Source organism: Candidatus Seongchinamella marina, from assembly GCF_026262685.1.
Classification (GTDB): domain Bacteria; phylum Pseudomonadota; class Gammaproteobacteria; order Pseudomonadales; family Halieaceae; genus Halioglobus; species Halioglobus marinus.
The window spans coordinates 347,280-364,742 of sequence record NZ_SHNP01000004.1 but is presented as its reverse complement, the minus strand read 5'-3'; the positions used below and the strand labels follow the sequence as shown (position 1 = coordinate 364,742).

At 53.8% G+C, this 17,463-nt stretch carries 14 protein-coding genes; 6 read left to right on the top strand and 8 right to left on the bottom strand.

The annotated features are described in order from the left end of the window. Window positions 1-151 precede the first annotated feature (151 nt). Window positions 152-910 carry a helix-turn-helix domain-containing protein gene (locus EYC87_RS13005; protein WP_279253263.1) on the top strand — a complete coding sequence of 253 codons (759 nt, stop codon included), beginning with the start codon at window positions 152-154 and terminating at the stop codon, window positions 908-910. A gap of 11 nt (window positions 911-921) precedes the next feature. On the opposite strand, the gene EYC87_RS13000 is transcribed toward EYC87_RS13005, so the two are convergent. Both EYC87_RS13000 and EYC87_RS12995 read right to left on the bottom strand, forming a co-directional pair. After that, on the bottom strand, window positions 922-2,313 hold the full coding sequence (locus EYC87_RS13000; RefSeq protein WP_007228448.1) for a glutamine synthetase family protein: 1,392 nt from the start codon (window positions 2,311-2,313) through the stop codon (window positions 922-924). Between the two features lie 55 nt (window positions 2,314-2,368). Further along, window positions 2,369-3,652, bottom strand: a complete 1,284-nt coding sequence (locus EYC87_RS12995) for an NAD(P)/FAD-dependent oxidoreductase (protein WP_007228640.1) — start codon at window positions 3,650-3,652, stop codon at window positions 2,369-2,371. Between the two features lie 358 nt (window positions 3,653-4,010). On the opposite strand from EYC87_RS12995, the gene EYC87_RS12990 reads away from it, so the two are divergent. Beyond that, entirely contained in the window at window positions 4,011-5,312 is a 1,302-nt protein-coding gene (locus EYC87_RS12990) for an NAD(P)/FAD-dependent oxidoreductase (protein WP_279253262.1), read from the top strand. A 29-nt stretch (window positions 5,313-5,341) separates the two neighbouring features. After that, window positions 5,342-5,743: a GFA family protein gene (locus EYC87_RS12985; protein WP_040540803.1), complete on the top strand. Its 402-nt coding sequence runs from the start codon at window positions 5,342-5,344 to the stop codon at window positions 5,741-5,743. 32 nt (window positions 5,744-5,775) lie between these two features. Here EYC87_RS12985 and EYC87_RS12980 read toward each other — a convergent pair whose 3' ends face one another. Then, window positions 5,776-6,123 carry a cupin domain-containing protein gene (locus tag EYC87_RS12980; protein ID WP_007228597.1) on the bottom strand — a complete coding sequence of 116 codons (348 nt, stop codon included), beginning with the start codon at window positions 6,121-6,123 and terminating at the stop codon, window positions 5,776-5,778. Between the two features lie 170 nt (window positions 6,124-6,293). Between EYC87_RS12980 and EYC87_RS12975 the strand changes: the two genes are divergently transcribed. The 3 genes from EYC87_RS12975 (at window position 6,294) to EYC87_RS12965 (ending at window position 11,796) form a co-directional block, all read left to right on the top strand. Continuing rightward, window positions 6,294-7,877, top strand: a complete 1,584-nt coding sequence (locus EYC87_RS12975) for a phytoene desaturase family protein (RefSeq protein ID WP_279253261.1) — start codon at window positions 6,294-6,296, stop codon at window positions 7,875-7,877. Between the two features lie 94 nt (window positions 7,878-7,971). Next, entirely contained in the window at window positions 7,972-9,690 is a 1,719-nt protein-coding gene (locus EYC87_RS12970; RefSeq protein ID WP_279253260.1) for a sodium:solute symporter family protein, read from the top strand. A gap of 66 nt (window positions 9,691-9,756) precedes the next feature. After that, a complete protein-coding gene (locus EYC87_RS12965; RefSeq protein ID WP_279253259.1) occupies window positions 9,757-11,796 on the top strand; it encodes a molybdopterin-containing oxidoreductase family protein in 2,040 nt (679 codons plus the stop codon). A gap of 34 nt (window positions 11,797-11,830) precedes the next feature. On the opposite strand, the gene EYC87_RS12960 is transcribed toward EYC87_RS12965, so the two are convergent. Genes EYC87_RS12960 through EYC87_RS12940 form a run of 5 tightly spaced genes read right to left on the bottom strand, consistent with a single transcriptional unit; the run spans window position 11,831 to window position 17,267 of the window. Further along, window positions 11,831-13,291: a sulfatase family protein gene (locus tag EYC87_RS12960; RefSeq protein ID WP_279253258.1), complete on the bottom strand. Its 1,461-nt coding sequence runs from the start codon at window positions 13,289-13,291 to the stop codon at window positions 11,831-11,833. Then, complete coding sequence (locus EYC87_RS12955; RefSeq protein ID WP_279253257.1) at window positions 13,288-14,163, bottom strand: alpha/beta fold hydrolase; 876 nt, start codon at window positions 14,161-14,163, stop codon at window positions 13,288-13,290. The genes EYC87_RS12960 and EYC87_RS12955 overlap by 4 nt, the downstream gene beginning before the upstream one ends. 9 nt (window positions 14,164-14,172) lie before the next feature. After that, window positions 14,173-15,408, bottom strand: a complete 1,236-nt coding sequence (locus tag EYC87_RS12950) for an acetyl-CoA C-acetyltransferase (RefSeq protein WP_279253256.1) — start codon at window positions 15,406-15,408, stop codon at window positions 14,173-14,175. Window positions 15,409-15,419: 11 nt separating this feature from the next. After that, window positions 15,420-16,190, bottom strand: a complete 771-nt coding sequence (locus EYC87_RS12945; protein WP_279253255.1) for a crotonase/enoyl-CoA hydratase family protein — start codon at window positions 16,188-16,190, stop codon at window positions 15,420-15,422. Between the two features lie 57 nt (window positions 16,191-16,247). Continuing rightward, window positions 16,248-17,267 carry a phosphotransferase gene (locus EYC87_RS12940; protein WP_279253254.1) on the bottom strand — a complete coding sequence of 340 codons (1,020 nt, stop codon included), beginning with the start codon at window positions 17,265-17,267 and terminating at the stop codon, window positions 16,248-16,250. Window positions 17,268-17,463: the final 196 nt, after the last annotated feature.

Here is a 17,463-nt window from a genome sequence, read left to right as displayed (position 1 = left end):
CAGCGCCGGAGCGTTTGCGGCAGGTGGTTGTGATCTTCCTCCATAAAGCATGGGGTGCAAACCAGCAGCGCTTGAACTTTCCGAGCTAAATGATGCAAATGCTATAAGGAGTGCAGCGGTCGCCTGATGTTGATGGCGGTGGTTTTATGCAATGACTTCAAAAGATTTTGTTACCAGTTATTTCGAGGCATGGAACCAGCATGATGCGGGTGGTGTTGCAGAACATCTGTCCCGGAGCGGAAAATACTGCGATATCCCCGTGCAGCAGGAATGGAATCGCGACGAATTCATTGAACACCTGAATTCTTTTTTTGCTCAAGACAGAAATCGCTACAGCCTGTTAGGCGAAATTCACACTGCAAAAAATTCGATCGCCTTTCAATACCGCGCATCACCCATGGACTCCGATGATGATTCCCTGGATTGGATGGGGGCAGAATTCATCACCATGGAAGGCGATGCTGCAGGCAAGATCAAGGACTATTATCAGGACGCTGACGCTATGCAGGCAGGACGGGGCATTGTCACTCGCCGCTACGCAAAATCTGGGTTGGACGAGTCTGGCCTGAAGCGAGTCATGGAACGTTTGGCTGAGCTGATGCAAGAGGACCGGATGTTTCTGGACTCTAGCTTGTCGCTGCCGCAGCTTGCTACAGAGTTGAATTGCAGCGTTAATCATTTATCGCAGGCGATCAATTCGGGCTTTGGCATGAGCTTCTTCGACTATGTAAATCAGTATCGGGTTAACGCAGCAGAACAACAGCTTTCTGCACAGGGTGGTCGCAAGGGCGCCATACTCGACATTGCGTTAAGCGTGGGCTTTAACTCTACCTCAACATTTTATGCGGCGTTTAAAAAAAGCACCGGACAAACTCCTGCTCAATATCGCCGCACCCGCAAGGAAAAATAATACGCGGTACTTTAAAGTGCTCGCAGGTACCAGTCGTGATCCAAGCTAGGAACTTGAGCGTGATAGTCATCGCACTCACCCTGGCGCACTTTCTGGAAGTAGGCGCAGTATTGTTCGCCCAGATATTCGGGAAGTATTTTTGCATCGCGAAACAGCGCCAAAGCGGCGTCCCAGCGTTTGGGTAGTAAAACTTCATCGCTTTCCAGTGCCGTGCCCATCCGGGTTTCGGGTCCCGGCTCGCATTGATGGGTGATGCCGTAGTGCATTCCGGCGAGCAAGGCGGCCATTGTCAGGTAGGGATTAGCATCGGCACCTGCAACTCTGTGCTCAATCCTGCGGTTATCGTCAGAAGAGACCGGGATTCGCAGGGCTACATCGCGATGGTTATAGCCCCAGGTTGGGCTGACTGGTGCATACGCACCAGGTTTGAAACGGCGATAGGAATTGACGTTGGGTGCGAAAATTACCATGGATTCGGCCATGGCCTTTGCAAGGCCTCCTATGGCGTGGCGTAAGGTGGTAGAGATCGCTGGCGAGTCGACGCCTTTAGTGTTGTTAGATTCACTGAATATATTGTTGCCGTCGCTATCGTAGACGCTGGCGTGAATATGGAGACCACTGCCTGCGATTTCTCCGAAAGGTTTGGCCATAAATGTGGCTGCCATTCCATGCTGGCGGGCGACCCCCTTTACAATGCGCTTCAGCAGCATGGCGTGATCACAGGCTAGCAGCGGATCACTAGTATGCTGTGTATTGATTTCCCACTGACCCGGAGAGAACTCGGAGTGTATTGCTGTCAGTGGAACGTTCTGAATATCGCAGGCTCTGCGCACCTCGTCCAGGAAAGCGTCCTGATCGAAAAGATCGTCAGCCATGCAGTATTGAATGCCTTGTTGTGGCCTGTCGCTGCAGGGAACCCGGCCCAGTAAAGGCCTGGCAACGCCGTCATCACCCGTTTCTATCAGGTAGAACTCCAGCTCAGTGGCAACTGTTGGGTGTAAGCCGTCGCTGGTGAAGCGCTCAAGAGCGCTGGCCAGTACATTGCGTGAGTCGGTCCATGAGGGGCTACCATCAAGGTCGGAAAAACTGGTGAGCACCTGCGCTGTGGCTGACTTAAGCCAGGGAATTCTGGAGAGTGTGCCAGACTGGGGTTGTATTATGCCGTCCGGGTCGCCTTCAAATACATCAGGTGTGTCGTCGTCGTAAAATGTACCCATAATGCCCAAAAATGGAATGCTTATGGGGCCTTTCAAGTTACTCGAAAAAAGACCGTCGAATTCTCTTTTCTGGATGCGCTTGCAGCGCAGAATACCATTCATATCAGGCATCATGAGTTCCAACATTTCAATGTCGGGGTTTTTTTGCAGGAACTGTTCCAGCTCCGATTTATCGGCGACGTTCATCACTCGCTCCGTGGTCGTGTTGATGGTTCTGGTTCTAATCTGACAGAGTGGTTTTTTATAATAGATCTTTTAATCGATAGTACAGCATACCGAGCGAGACCGCCGGTTTGTGCAGGCGCCTGAGACCCGGGATGGATATGGGTTTGACTTGAGCGAATATGTCCATTGTCTCCAATGTGCCGCTGACCGCATCGGCCATAATTTGGCCCGCCAGATGAGTGACGTTAACACCGTGACCGGAGTAACCTTGTGAGAAAAAAATATTGTCATCGAGTTTTCCCAGCTGCGGGACGCGGTTGACTGTGACACCAATCGTGCCTCCCCATGCATAGTCAATATTCAGTTTGGCGAGCTCAGGGTAATGCTTGCGTAGCTTGGGCAATAGCATGCCTTTGATGTGCTCGGGGTCTGAGCCGAAATAGGTTTTTCTGCCACCGAATAGCAATCGCTTGTCGGCTGTAAGGCGGAAGTACTCCAGTATAAAATTCGGGTCGCAAACCGCGATGTCCTCGCGGTTATAGCGTTCAACCTGGGCATCGTTAAGTGGCTCGGTGGCAATAATAAAACTGTTTACTGGCGCCAAATGGTTTCTCAATTCGGGCTCTATGAGGTGGTAGGCATTACCCGCCAGAACAACGCTGTCTGCGATTACCGATCCTTGTTCGCTAATGACCCTGGCTTTTGCTCCGCGTTCAATGCGAAGCACCGGTGTCTGTTCAGAAATTGTGGCACCGAGAGAGCAGGCGGCCAGTGCTTCACCAATACACAGGTTGAGTGGGTGCAAGTGGCCATTACCCATGTTTAGCAATGAGCCAATGTAGCTTTCTGTGCCAATAAGTTCAGCTGTTTCAGCTGCAGAAAGATGGCGCACCTCGTGTGGAAACTGATGGCTTTCCAGGTAGTTTTTTTCGTTCTGCTGACTGCGCAAATGCCGGGGTTTAATGGCAACGTCCAGGTAGCCCCACTTCAGGTCACAGTCTATCTGGTATTTCTCGACGCGTTGGCGAATGATGTCATGGCCCCGCCAGCGCAGATCCCACATGATCTTTTCGCCCTGTTGGCCCAGTTCCTGAGCCATTCTCTGTTCGCCGGAAATGCCGCCTATGATTTGGCCGCCATTGCGGCCGGAGGCACCCCAGCCGACTCGGTTGGCTTCTATGATATGAACCTTGTAGCCTTTCTCCGCAAGGTGCAGGGCAGTTGAAACCCCGGTGAATCCTGCGCCGATGACGCATACGTCGGCACTGTGCTCACCGCGCAGCTGCGGATAATCAGTTTTATGATTAACGCTAGCGGCGTAGTAAGAGCCGGTATGGGACTGGGCGCAGATCTGCTGCAAGAGATTTTCGTCCTGTTCTGATTACCCATCGAACATAGTAATCGAAATAGCGACTGTCTACCTGTCGTATAGGGCGGGAGTGTCTTTCGCGGGGTCTTCGGGGATTGACTTCCAGAGCTTCATCGGGCTGAATTAGAGGAGTACAAAAAAGCAGTTCCATTCAAATTTATTGCCGGGCGCTATGATTTTATCAGCGTACAAGATGCCATTTATAGCCTGGAGTCACTGGGCCTGTACATCCTCGGCCTGGCAAAACTTCTTTCGCGGTGAGGACGCCGATCCGTTCATAAGTTTCTGACCATTACACTCAGCTGCTAGCCCTGCGGGGTGATGCCGTATTGCCGATTGGAGAGAGACTATGTTTGGATTGAAAAAAATCGCCGAGACTTCAGAGCACGCTAGTTCTTACTATGCTGCCACTGCTAACTGGCAGACCAACTACGCCTCGCTGGTGGATGATGTGAGCGCCGATATTGTGATTGTCGGTGGCGGCTTCACTGGCGTAAATACCGCCGTTGAGTTAGCTGAACGAGGCTATGACGTTGTGCTGCTGGAAGCTAATCGCATCAGTTGGGGCGCTTCTGGTCGCAACGGTGGCCAGATTATTGGCGGCGTTGGGCATGATGCGGATCGCTTTGAGAAAAAGATATCCTGCGATGGGGTTGAAGCCATTTACAAGATGGGACTCGAAGGCCCTGAAATTATTCGTGAGCGAGTAGCCAAGTACCAGATAGATTGTGATATCAAGTGGGGATATTGCGATGTGGCGATCAAGCCGCGCCACATGAAACAGTTTGCCCAGTGGAAGCAATGGGAGCAGGACCAGGGTAATACCAATGACCTGCGCCTGTTGGAAAAAGATGAACTCCAGCAGTACGTGGGTGCCAAGAAATACCTGGGTGGTCTCTACAATGGTGGCAATGGTCACCTACACCCACTCAACCTGTGTATCGGTGAGGCCCGTGCCGCTGAAAAAATGGGCACCCGAATCTACGAACAATCACGGGTTGTTGGCATTGACCAGGGTGCGCGCCCTGTTGTTCGCACCGAGCAGGGTAGTGTTTCCGCCAAGCGAGTGGTGCTGGCCGGTAATGCCTATATGGGCGACCTGGTGCCGAAGCTTGCTAAACGAGTATTACCCTCATGCAGTTCGGTCATTGCAACTGAGCCCCTGTCAGAAGAAATGGTCAAGCAGTTACTGCCCGGCGACGTAGCAGTGTGTGATCCCCGCACCGCACTGGATTACTTTCGCTTGTCTGCGGATGGACGCATGCTGTTTGGTGGCCTGTCTAACTATACAGGGCTGGAACCCAAGGACCTTGTCAGTACGCTGCGCAAGAAGATGACAATGGTTTATCCAGAGCTGGAATCGGTCCGAATTGATTATGGTTGGAGCGGCCACATGGGTATTGGGCTGAATCGAATGCCTCAGCTTGGCCACATCGGCGATAATATCAGCTACATCCAAGCGTACTCGGGTCATGGCGTAGCGCCCACTCACATCATGGCGCGTATCACTGCAGAAATGATTGCCGGATCGCCGACACGGTTCGATTACTTCTCCAAGATCAACCACTGGCCGTTTCCCGGCGGGAAATTGCTGCGTCGCCCAGGTCTGGCTATTGGTATGCTTTATTTCAAATTACTGGATGAACTCTGATGCGATCGCGTTAACAACGGGAGAGTGAAATGATCTCAGGCAAATGTGAATGCGGTGGGGTGGCCTACAGGGTCGATGGGGAAATTCACGACTACAGCCACTGTCACTGCAGTCAATGCAGACGCTTGCATGGCGCTGCCTTTGCGTCGTTCGCCGGCGTGGTGCGGGATACATTCAGTTACCTACCAGGTAAGGATCGTATTGCGAGCTATGCTTCATCCTCAACACACTCGCGGGTGTTCTGCCCTAACTGCGGTTCCAATATTATGGTTGAACTCACGTCTGAGCCAAATGATTTATATATCGCAATGGGAACCATGGATGGCGAGCTAAGCCTGCCTGCTGGCTATCACATTTATGTGGGCTCTAAGGCAAGCTGGCACAGCATTACAGATGACCTTTTGCAATTCGACACGGACCCCGAGGATTAGACCTTGGGGTCAGCATCGTATTGCTCGAACTTTTAGTCAGTGATCATCATGTAGACTTTGCGGACTTTCTCGATGACTTCTGCTGTTCCCTTCCAGCCGCGAGGAAATACCCAGCTATCACCTGCCTTTACCTCTGATACCTGACCTGATTCGGAAACGAACTTCCAGTGCCCCTCCAGTAGGTGGCAGAATTCGGTGACGTCGAGATCAAGCTGCAGCTTGCCGGGGTCACATTCCCAGGTGCCACAGATCATATTTCCTTCTGAGTAAAATCCATTATCGGTTTGTAGGGGCAAGTCTCCAATTGGCTCGCCGAACGACTCGACATTAACCAGGTCGGTGAGACCAGCGCATTGCTTCTGGATGCTGATTTCGGGCATCGTTGTTCTCCTGTTGTGATAGCAATGAAACATTGCAGGAAGGAGAGTACAGCATAGCTGGGTAGACCAATCTTCCTAGCCCATCGGCACGGAGGCTCTTATGAGCGTAGGCTGTCTATACTGCAATACAGTCAGACCTGATGCCCTTCACTTGGGAGTAAACCGGGAAAATGAAACAAGAAACAGACGTAATCGTCATCGGCGCAGGCCACAATGGCCTGACCTGTGCAGGCTATCTGGCCAAGGCTGGGCTCAAAGTAAAAATGCTGGAGGCTCGTTCGGTGGTAGGCGGCGCCGCGGTTACTGAAGAGTTCCATCCCGGTTTTCGTAACTCGGTTTATTCCTATTCGGTCAGCTTGCTGCACCCGCAGGTGATTACCGACTTACAACTGGAACAGCACGGACTGGAGATCATGGAGCGACCGGCGGGAACACTTAGCTTGCTGGACAACGATCATCTACTGCTGACTCGTGATGACGCTCAGGCGCAGGCCGAGATCGCCCGCTTTTCCTCGCGGGATGCGCAACGCATAGCAGAGTTTGATAATGAAATTGCCGAGGTGGCAATGGCTCTGCGAGCGCTGGCGATTCAAGCTCCGCCGAACTTCGGTGGTGGCTGGGCTGATGCTTGGACCTTGGTAAAGGCGGGCAATGTTTTTCGCAAGCTATCAAAGCAGCATCAGATCGTTCTGGCTGAACTGATGACTAAATCCCTGGGCGACTATCTTGATGCCTGGTTTGAAGGTGAAGCTCTTAAAGGTGTGCTGGGGCTGGAGGGGGTGATTGGCAACTTTGCCGAGCCCTACCAGGCAGGTACTGCTTATGTTCTGCTGCACCATGCCTTTGGCGAGGTGAAAGGCAAGGCGGGGGCCTGGGGCATTGCTCGTGGCGGCATGGGTGCGATTAGCGAGTCGATGGCGTCATTTGCGCGCGCTCAGGGTGTTGAAATTGAAACGGATACACCGGTTCAAAAAATTATTACCGAAGGCGGACGTGCGCGCGGAGTCCTGACTGCTGACGGTCGCGAGATAACCGCCAAGTGCGTGGCGGCTAACGTACATCCGCAAATACTCCTGCAAAAGCTGCTGGATGAAAAAATGCTGGAGCCGCCAGAGCAAAGGAGAATTGAGGGCTATCGCAGTCACTCTGCCACTTTCCGGATGAATGTTGCGTTGTCGGAATTACCACAATTCACCAGTATGGCGGGCAGGGGCGAGGAGCATTTCATGGGCGCCATTGAGGTTAGCCCCTCGTTGCAATATATACAAAATGCCTACTATGACGCCCGACAGCAGGGCTGGGCAAAAAAACCGGTAATCTCAATGCAGGTGCCCAGTACTCAGGACAAATCACTGGCGCCAGAAGGAGGCCATGTCGCCAGTCTGTTCTGTCAACATTTCCAGCGCCATTTGCCTGATGGTCGCAGCTGGGATGAGGTGAAACACGAAGTGGCGGACATGATTATTGGTACCATCGATAACTACGCACCCAACTTTAAAGCCTCTGTAGTAGGGCGCCAGATCAAGTCGCCGCTGGATATTGAACGAGATCTCAACATGGTCGGTGGCGATATTTTTCATGGGGCTTTGCACCTTGATCAGTTCTACTCGTTGAGACCGCTGCCAGGCTATGCGGATTATAAAATGCCAGTGGATGGTGTTTACCTTTGTGGTTCCGGCGCACATCCCGGGGGTGGGGTGAGCGGGCTGCCCGGTCGCAATGCAGCAGCGTCTATAATCAGGCACAGTAAGTGACTACAGTCATGCAGAACAGCGCAGTAAAATTCGAGCGCAGCGCACTGCCGGAGACAGCAATATAGACATTTACACCGTCACCATCGCATTGAGCGTGCTGCTATTCGTCTTCATCGGCAGTTACAGCGGCAGACGCGTAAAGCAACTGGACGACTATTTCGTCGCCGGGCGTCAAGCACCCACCCTGTTAATCGTGGGCACCTTAGTGGCCAGCGTTTTCAGCACTTCCATTTTTCTTGGCGAAGCGGGCTTTACCTATGATGGTCAGATGGGGCCCTACATTCTGTTTCCCGGAATAGCGGTGGTCGGTTACGTCTACGGTGCTTTACTGTTTGGCACTTACTTACGGCGCAGTCGCGCACCCACTGTTGCCGACTTCCTGGGTCAGCGCTTTAACAGTCACCGGGTGCAGCAGGCGGCGGGCGTGACCATTATCCTGGGTCTGGGGGGATATCTCCTGGTGGTGACTCAGGGAGCCGCGATTCTCCTTTCTGATCTCACTGGTTTGAGTTATGGGCAAGCCATTGTTTGCGCCTGGATGAGTTATACCCTGTTCACCCTGTATTCCGGATCTCGCGGTGTGATCATTACCGATACCCTGATGTTTATGTTGTTTACCGGTGCGACCCTGTTTTTCGCAGCGTTCATTGTTGCTGACATGGAAGGTTTACGGACGGCAGTTGAAAATATGGCACAGTTAGAAGAAAAACCCGATATTGCTTCCTGGCACGGCACGGTAGGTCCGGGAACCGAGTGGGCAACCCCGACCGAATTTTTGATCTGGACAGTAATTATTGATATGTCCTGGGGCATCGTCTACGCGGTGAGTCCATGGCAGGCCAGTCGTCATTTGATGGCCAGGGATGAACATGTTGTCATCCGTTCCGCGATCTATGCTTGCTTTGCAGTTATTCTGATCCAGATTCTTATCTATGGCCTGGGCGGCCTGATTAACCTGGCGAATCCGAATATTAATCCTTCTGAAACCGTCATGATTTGGGCGGCTAAAAACCTGGTCCCTGAATTTCTGGGGGCACTGTTGTTGGCTGGTATTGTCGCAGCGGCGTTGTCATCGGCCTCAACATTTTTGTCTTTGGTGGGATTCAGCGTAAGCAACGATATGGTGAAGCGGCACTCACCGACCCTCTGGGGTACGCGACTGGTCATGCTGGTTACAGGGCTGGTGGTATTGCTGGCCAGTTTCTACTTCCCGCCCAATATTTTCTGGCTGATGTTGTTTATTGGCACCGTGTTTGCCTCGTCCTGGGGCCCGGTCGGCTTCATGAGTATCTGGAGTAAACGCATCACAGCGGACGCCGCTTTCTGGGGAATCGTCACTGGCTTCGGATTTAACGTAGTGCCTGCAGCGCTGGAGTATCTGGGGATGGTCAACTGGCCTGTTTACTGGAGTCCGGTGGTGATAGGTGCTAGTGCCAGTATTATCACAATTTTATTAGTGTCACGGATGGGCGAAGTGACGCCCCAGGAGCAATCCTACCGGGAGGCGCTACATCACACTCCCGCTGAAGACTTGGCCACGGGAAAGACCCGCCTTACCCTCTGGGGGCCTCGTCTGTTGATTGTTTATGGCTGTGTCATGCCCTTGCTGTTACTTTACTACTACGTTGTTCCTTATCAACAGGGGACGGGAGAGCTAGCGGCTAGCGGAGGAGTCAATTGGGGCCAGGGCGAGGCATTAATTGTCATCGCCATACCGTGTCTGTTTGTGCCCCTGGGGTTGCTGGCATCACGGGTGATTCGTCAGCGTTATCTGCCCACTTCAGGTGTCTCTGTCTCGCCGAATAGGGTCTAGATATCATTGATACTGCCCTGTAGATATGGACTATACTTGGTGAGATAAGACCACTGAGGTTTTCACATGAATCAACCACAGTTTCCCAACGGCACGCACGATGCCGTTTGCCCTCTTGATTGCGCCGACACCTGCAGTCTTTCGATCGAGGTGGCTGAAGGCAAAATAGAAAAAGTCAGGGGCAGTGATGCGAACCCGTTTACCCGCGGCAAGATTTGCGCCAAGGTTGCGACCGGGCTGCCGCACCAGGTTCATGGTCCGGATCGTTTGCTTTCACCACTGCTGCGTGATGGGCCTAAAGGCGCTGGCGCTTATCGTCGAGCGAGTTGGGACGAGGCCCTGGATACCATTTACCAGCGCTTCACCTCAATTATGGACGAATATGGCTCTCAAGCGATTGCCGCTTTGACCTACGGAGGCCCGATGGGCATGTTGGCCGGAGGGTCGATGGCAGAGCGCTTTTTCAATCGCCTGGGCTCCAGCAAAATTGATACCACAACATTGTGCACTGCCACTTCCAGCGCAGCCTGGGAGAGCGTTTTTGGTGATGCCGCCGGAATTTCCTACGAAGAATTACAGCATTCAAAGTTGATTGTCATCTGGGGTAATAATATTACCGCCTGCAACCTGCATATGATTACGCTGCTGCGCAGGGCGCGCAAAGAGGGTGCGAAGCTGGTTGTTGTTGACCCCAAGCGCATTCGTATTGCTGACGAGGCAGATCTGCATCTTGGCTTAATGCCGGGCACCGATGTGGTTCTGGCCTATGCAGTAGCGGCAGAGCTAAAGCGAATTGGCGGCCTGGACCAAGCCTTCATTGATCAGCAGGTGCACGGTGCTGAAGCCTACCTTGATGAGGCCCAGAAGTACTCTGTGGAAGAAGCCGCCGCTATTTGCGGTATAGACGCTGAGGATATACGTGAGTTTGCACGTATGTGGCGAGACCTGAGCCCCGCAGCCATTTCTGTGGGTGTGGCGCCTGAGCGCAATCGTAATGGAGGCTCAGGCCTGCGGGCGGCCTTCGCACTGCCTGCCCTGACGGGTAACTTTGGCGCTTTGGGCGCGGGTATTTGCGATGTTTCCGGTTATTTCCCTATCAATGGGGATGAGCTTTCCCGCCCCGACCTGCTCGAAACTGAGGTGCGGGAATTCAATACTCTTGACCTGGCGTCACATATCCTCGACCCGGGCGACGAACTGCCTCTCAAGGGCGTGTTTATTTACAACCACAATCCATTGGCCGTGACGCCGCAGCAAGGCAAGCTAAAAGCTGCATTGTGCAGTGAAGGCTTATTTGTTGTCGGCTCTGAAATCAGCATGACCGACTCCATGGCCTGCGCCGACGTCATTTTGCCGGCGGCCAGTCATCTGGAAATCGGCGACTTGTATAAGTCATACGGGCATCAATACCTGCAGCGTTCTGCGCCGGTGCTGCAACGCCAGGGAGAGGCAATTGCCAACATGGAGCTGTTTCGCCGTCTGGCCCAACGATTTGGTTTCAGTGAAGCCTGTTTCACTGATTCTGATGAACAGTTGATGGATCAGGCAATCGATGCAAAATATCTGGGACCCGATATTGATCGGGCTAGTGCCATTCCCGTTGGCAGTGCCCTTAATATGGAGATAAATCACCCCGATAGTATTTTGCGAGGCGGTGAGGCCACTACACCCAGCGGAAAAATTGAGCTTTACAGTGAAACGCTTGAACAAGAGTGCGGTATGGGGCTGCCCCAGTACCGGGCACTGCAGCGTGCTCACCAGTTTGTATTGGTAACTCCCGCCTCAGAAAAAAGAATTAATTCCACGTTTGGAGGCGTTGCGGGACACGATAGTGATCTGGAGGTCCAAATCAACCCAGGCGATGCCAAGGACCATGGTTTTAGTAATGGTCAGCCGGTGCGCGTGGTCAATGATGCGGGTGCGATAGAGCTACCAATTCTGATCAGCGAGCGAATTCGCCGCGGTACTTTATATGTGCCCAAAGGCGCGTGGATGCGCGACAGCAGCACGGGACTTACAGCGAATGGACTGATTCCCGGGCACAAGGCAGATCTTGCCGGCGGCGCCTGTTACTACGATTGTACCGTTGATTTGGAAGCGCTGTAGCCAGTACCTAGCCGAAGTCAGGCCCAGGGGCGAGTTAGGGAGTCCAGCCTCGCAAATTTGACTGCATCTCGGCATTCTTGCGGTTGAACTCCGCCCGCAACTCCGCCAGTTTTTGCGGATGACGAGCCGACACATCATAGGATTCGCCAGGATCGGACTGCAGGTCAAATAACCATTCTTTTTGCGGGATTGAGCCACTGATCAGCATTTGATCTGTGCCGTAGAAAACGCCGGCTGGACCGCGATACTTGAATCGTTGGTCGCGAACCGCAAATAAAGTCTCGCCGTCGTAGTAATGGAGGTATTGATGTGGGCTGGCTGCGCCTCTCGTCAATGTCGGCAACATACTGCGACCGTCCAGTATGCGATCATTGGGCGCGGGTAGCGCCAATATATCCAAAACAGTCGGCAGCAAGTCGATGCCCATGGCCATGGCCGGTTCGGAGCGACCCTGCGGGATTTCTGCAGGCCAGTGGGCAATAAAAGGAACGCGCATGCCGCCCTCGAAAGTATTTCCCTTGCGCCCACGCTGGTCTCCGGCGTTGCCCAGAAACCAGGGTCCATTATCGGATGTGATAATAATGAGGGTGTTGTCTAGCTTGCCGGAATATCGCAGTTCCTCCACCAGGATGCCAACGCCATCATCAATTTCTTCCAACACATCACCATAGAGACCGCCATCAGAGGTGCCTAATCGCTCATCCCGCGAATGCAGAGGGTCGTGGGGAAAATTGTGCGCAAAATAGAGGAAAAATCTTTCATCGCTGGCGCGCAGAAAAGCAAGTGCTTCTTCGGTGTAACGTTCACTCAGGTAGCGCTGGTCGACCGGTGCCGGTACCTCAACTACTCGATTCCGGTAGAGGGCAAAGGGCTCCATATCGTTGCTGTACAGCGCGCCATAGTAGTGTTCGAAGCCTAAATCGTTGGGCAGAGACGGACGGCTGTCACCCAGGTGCCATTTGCCCACCATTCCTGTGCGGTAGCCCGCGGCTCTCAGTACTTCAGCAACAGTAATTTCCTCGGCGGGCAAACGTACAGGACTGCCAGACTTCAATAGCAGGCTGGAGATAAACGCCTTGGTACTGCCACTGGGGAATACGACGTCAGGTAGTCCGGCACGAGGCGCCAGTCGCCCGGTGAGATAACCAGCGCGCGAGGGGGTGCACACGGGTGCGGGTGAGTGAAAGTCGCTCAGCACCAGTCCGGCGGCGGCCAGAGCATCGATGTTGGGTGTGGCAATCACATCAGGGTTGGTTTCACCCGCGCCGATATCTCCGTAGCCCATATCATCGTAGAGGATAAATAGGATATTAGGAGCAGTATTGACGCTCGTTGCTGAGCTGGCAAGGTGCTCCAGATACTCGGCTTTGGCTTGCAGATGAGTGTTGTCATCCAACTGTTCAAAAGACGCATAGCGATAACCGACCCATGCAGCGATCGCTAAAGTTAGGACGACTATCACGGTAAAAAAAGAGATTAAGAGGTGTTTAATCACCTGATAAGTGCCTGCTCTATAAATTTAGCGACCAGCGCAGGGTCCTGCATTGGAATGAAGTGATTGAGCTGCGGTAGGTAGTGGTCCTCGCAGTCCGGTAGTGCCGAGGCCAGTTCGGGCCAGGTGGGAGAGTTTGAAAAGTCGCCGGTATGGATGCCGGTGTATTTCGCCCGCAGCAGGGCAATGGGCAAATGTAGCCGGGGTAAATCCTGCAGCACCGCGTCACTGTAGGCCTGGCTGGTGTATACCGATGCTTCGTTTGCGGGATCGCAAAGCAGTTGCTGAAAATCACCTCCTGTTGCGGGTTGTAGCGCATAGTCACAATAATCTCGTAAGACATCGGTCTGCCAGGTACTAAAGGGGGCTCTGTCCTTAAAGTGCAGATACATTTCATTTGCATCCTGCCAACGGTTCCTGCGGCGAGCCACTGGATGATCCTCCGCGTTGATTTTGGCCGCCATTTCCCGGCTAAATTCATAGGTTTCCGGTGCGGTAATAACCGGGTCTATCAGCACCAGCTGCTTGAAGCGATCACGATGGGCCGCAGCTGCCCGAGCGACCATATAGCCACCTACAGAATGGCCGACGCCGATAATGTCATGTAAATCCAAGCGCTCTACCAGCACACTGATATCGTTGGCCAGCACGTTCCAGTCAGCTTCGCCTGTGCTACCGCTGTTGCCGTGGTAGCGAAGGTCGACGGCGAATACATGTCTGCCTGAAAGGTGTTTAACCACCTGGTTCCAGCAGCGACTGTGAAACCCGGTAGCGTGCAACAGCAGCACTGGAGAGGCCGGGGCAGCGCTATCGCTCCCCGGCCATTCCACAACGGCTAGTTCCACGTCACCGACGTCAAGGCGATACTCGCGCATTGGAGTGGATTAAACCCGCTCGATGATGATGGCAGGCGCCATACCGCCGGCGGCACACATGGTGACCAGGCCAAACTGCTTGCCCTGCCGTTCCAGTTCGTCCAGAGCGGTGTTGATCAGCAGTGAGCCAGTGGCGCCGATGGGGTGACCCAGGGCCATGGCGCCGCCATTGATGTTCACCTTGGAACGGTCCATACCCAGGTCGCGCATGAATTTTTCGGAAACCACCGCAAAAGCCTCGTTGATCTCCCAGACATCGATGTCGTCGATGGTTAGGCCCGCCTTGGCCAGTACCTTGCGAGCAGCAGGAACGGGTGCATTGAGCATCAGGGTAGGGCAGTCGCCCTGGTTAGCCATGGCAACGATGCGGCCTCGGGGCGTCCAGTCCTGTGCCTTTGCATAGTCAGGAGAGGCCAACAGGATAGCGCCTGCGCCGTCGACTACACCGGATGAATTACCCGCATGGTGCATGTGCTGAATATCGATTTCCGGATATTTCTGGTTGAGCATCTGGCGGTAGGTAATACCGGACTCATCCAGCGGATAATCGGCAACTGGAGCGAAAGATGCCTGCAGGCCAGCCAAGCCTTCAAGCGTGGTTTGGGGGCGTGGAAACTCTTCTTTGTCCAGCATCAGGTTGCCGTCGATGTCATGTACCGGCACCAGGCTCTTGTCGAAGCGGCCCTCGGCGATAGCCTGTGCTGCTTTCATCTGGGTTTCGTAGGCCTGTTTGTCCAGGTCTTCACGGGTGATGCCTTCCATGGTGGCAATAGCGTCTGCACACACACCCTGGTGAGGCTGGGGATGCATTGAGCGAAGCTTCAGGTTGCCATTGTCCATGAACATCGATGGCGTGGCACCTTCCTCTCCATAGACGGACATCATTTCAGCGCCGCCACCAATAACCACGTCCTCAGTGCCGGACATGATATGCATAGCGGCCAGATTGACCGAAGTAATACCTGAGCCGCAAAAGCGATCCAGGGTCATGCCAGAAGATCGTATGTCGTAGCCTGCCTCCAGAGCCGCCATGCGTGCCAGGTCGCCGGATTGGCGGCCACGTTGTGAACTGGTGCCAAAAATGATGTCGCCCACGTCGGCAGTGTTCAGGTTGTTGCGTTTGGCCAGGGCTTCCAGTACCACGGCGCCAAGGTGCTGTGGGTGCTGCTCGGCCAGTGAGCCTTTGCCTTTTTTGCCGATGCCGCGAGGTGTGCGACAGGCATCAATAATCCATGCTTCATTCATCGTTATATTCCTTATTTACCGGTCCAGTTGGGTGCGCGCTTCTCGGCAAAGGCGGTGGCGCCTTCGATCGCATCGGCGCTGACAAACACGGGGTTTACCAGTTCCTGCTGCTTGGCCCACATTTCGTCAGTGGACCAGTCTTCCTGCTCCATCATGACCTGTTTGCTGACGCGCACGGCCAGAGGACCGTTGGCGCCAATTTGCACGGCAAGTTCCCGTGCGGTATCCAACGCAGTGCCGGAGGGCACGACGCGATTAATCAAACCCATGTCCATGGCGCGCTGGGCACTGGAAAATTCTCCTGTGAGCGCCATTTCCATTGCCAGGCGGGGGGGTATTTGACGTGGAAGCTTCATCAGGCCGCCGGCGCCGGCGACAAGCCCGCGCTTGACTTCGGTAATACCAAACTGAGCATCCTCGGCAGCAACAATGAGGTCACAGGAAATCATCAATTCCAGACCGCCTGCAAGAGCATAGCCCTCCACCGCAGCAATCAGCGGCTTCTTGGGCGAGCATTCCGCCAGTCCACCAAAACCACGCCCCGGTATCACCGGCATTTCACCGGTGACAAAAGCCTTCAGGTCCATCCCCGCGCAGAATGAGCCACCGGCGCCAGTCAGGATGGCGACGCGGATGTCGTCGTTACTATCCAATTCTTCCAGAGCCGCCGCCACTGCGGTTGCTACGGCGAGGTTGACGGCATTTTTTGCCTTTGGGCGATTGAGGGTAATGGTCATCACACCATCGGTAACATCTACCAGTACAGGTTGCTCTTCAGTCATGTCTTTTTCTCCGCGTTAATTCGCCCCGTATCGGGCATTAGTGAAAGTGTGTGTCAGTTAATCGATTAAGGCGACAGCGCTTTGCGCAAGTGGCTTCACCAGTTCGCCCCTGGCCTTCGCCTCGGGGCTTGAGGCGTTACCAAGCTCCGCGCGCATGGCAACGCCCTGCAAAATTGCGGCGAGGCGAAACATTGAAAACACAAGATAGAAATTCCAGTTCTCAATGCTTTGGCGCCCGGTGCGTTCGCAATATCTGGCGATGTACTCTTCATCGGTGGGAATACCGAGCGCTCCGCGATCGACCCCTGCCATACCGGCAATGCCACCACCGCCAGGCAGCATCCAGGCCATACACTGGTTTGCAAGGTCGGCAAGTGGGTTGCCCAGGGTAGACAGCTCCCAGTCGAGCAGCGCGATTACCCTGGGTTCAGTGGAGTGGTACATCAGGTTGTCGAGACGGTAGTCACCGTGCACCAGGCTCACCTGGCCGTCATCCTCAGGCATATTGGACACCAGGTAGTCCATCAGGCGCTCCATTTCGGGAATTTCCTGAGTCTTGGAGGCCCGATATTGCTTGCTCCAGCGGCCGGTCTGACGTTCAAAGTAGTTTCCGGGCTTACCGTAATCGGCTAGGCCGACTGCTTCGATATTGACGTTATGTAAGGCAGCCATCGTCGCATTCATGCTGTCGAAAACAGCGCCTCGTTCTTTCTTGTCTTTGGCCTCTGGCAGCGACGGATCCCAAAGGATACGGCCCTCAAGGTATTCCATCACGTAAAACATGGAACCTATGACGGATTCGTCCTCACACAATAAAAAAGTATTCGGGACTGGTACTTCGGTGTTCTGTAGGGCAGAAATCACCCGATATTCGCGATCCACCGCGTGCGCGGACTTGAGAAGCTCTCCCGGGGGCTTGCGCCTGAGGACGTAGGAGGTGTCTCCGGCGGTTAATTTGAAGGTGGGGTTGGATTGCCCGCCAGCAAATTTCTCTGCGCTGACGGGCCCGCTGAAGCCTGGAATGTGCGCTGTCAGGTATTCATCCAGTGTGGATGTGTCCAGATCTTGTGTGCTCATAACATCTCTTTTGGCGATGGGATCGAGGGGCCCGGCTGGCGGTGCCAGTGAGCTCCTTACTGGATATTAACCGAGCCAAAGTCTGTGGCTTGCAAGGAGCGCTAACAATGACGCAGTACAACAAAAAAATAGACCATAGGTGACAGCCTGTCAGGCGACTCTCTGGTATGATTTTAAGATGATGCCTGGAAGACTT

What these genes read in the sequence shown, in the direction of transcription:
- EYC87_RS13005 (WP_279253263.1), top strand. Translation starts at nt 152, where the DNA reads ATGACTTCAAAAGATTTTGTTACCAGTTATTTCGAGGCATGGAACCAG.
- EYC87_RS13000 (WP_007228448.1), bottom strand. Translation starts at nt 2,313, where the DNA reads ATGAACGTCGCCGATAAATCGGAGCTGGAACAGTTCCTGCAAAAAAAC.
- EYC87_RS12990 (WP_279253262.1), top strand. Translation starts at nt 4,011, where the DNA reads ATGTTTGGATTGAAAAAAATCGCCGAGACTTCAGAGCACGCTAGTTCT.
- EYC87_RS12985 (WP_040540803.1), top strand. Translation starts at nt 5,342, where the DNA reads ATGATCTCAGGCAAATGTGAATGCGGTGGGGTGGCCTACAGGGTCGAT.
- EYC87_RS12980 (WP_007228597.1), bottom strand. Translation starts at nt 6,123, where the DNA reads ATGCCCGAAATCAGCATCCAGAAGCAATGCGCTGGTCTCACCGACCTG.
- EYC87_RS12975 (WP_279253261.1), top strand. Translation starts at nt 6,294, where the DNA reads ATGAAACAAGAAACAGACGTAATCGTCATCGGCGCAGGCCACAATGGC.
- EYC87_RS12965 (WP_279253259.1), top strand. Translation starts at nt 9,757, where the DNA reads ATGAATCAACCACAGTTTCCCAACGGCACGCACGATGCCGTTTGCCCT.
- EYC87_RS12955 (WP_279253257.1), bottom strand. Translation starts at nt 14,163, where the DNA reads ATGCGCGAGTATCGCCTTGACGTCGGTGACGTGGAACTAGCCGTTGTG.
- EYC87_RS12950 (WP_279253256.1), bottom strand. Translation starts at nt 15,408, where the DNA reads ATGAATGAAGCATGGATTATTGATGCCTGTCGCACACCTCGCGGCATC.
- EYC87_RS12945 (WP_279253255.1), bottom strand. Translation starts at nt 16,190, where the DNA reads ATGACTGAAGAGCAACCTGTACTGGTAGATGTTACCGATGGTGTGATG.
- EYC87_RS12940 (WP_279253254.1), bottom strand. Translation starts at nt 17,267, where the DNA reads ATGAGCACACAAGATCTGGACACATCCACACTGGATGAATACCTGACA.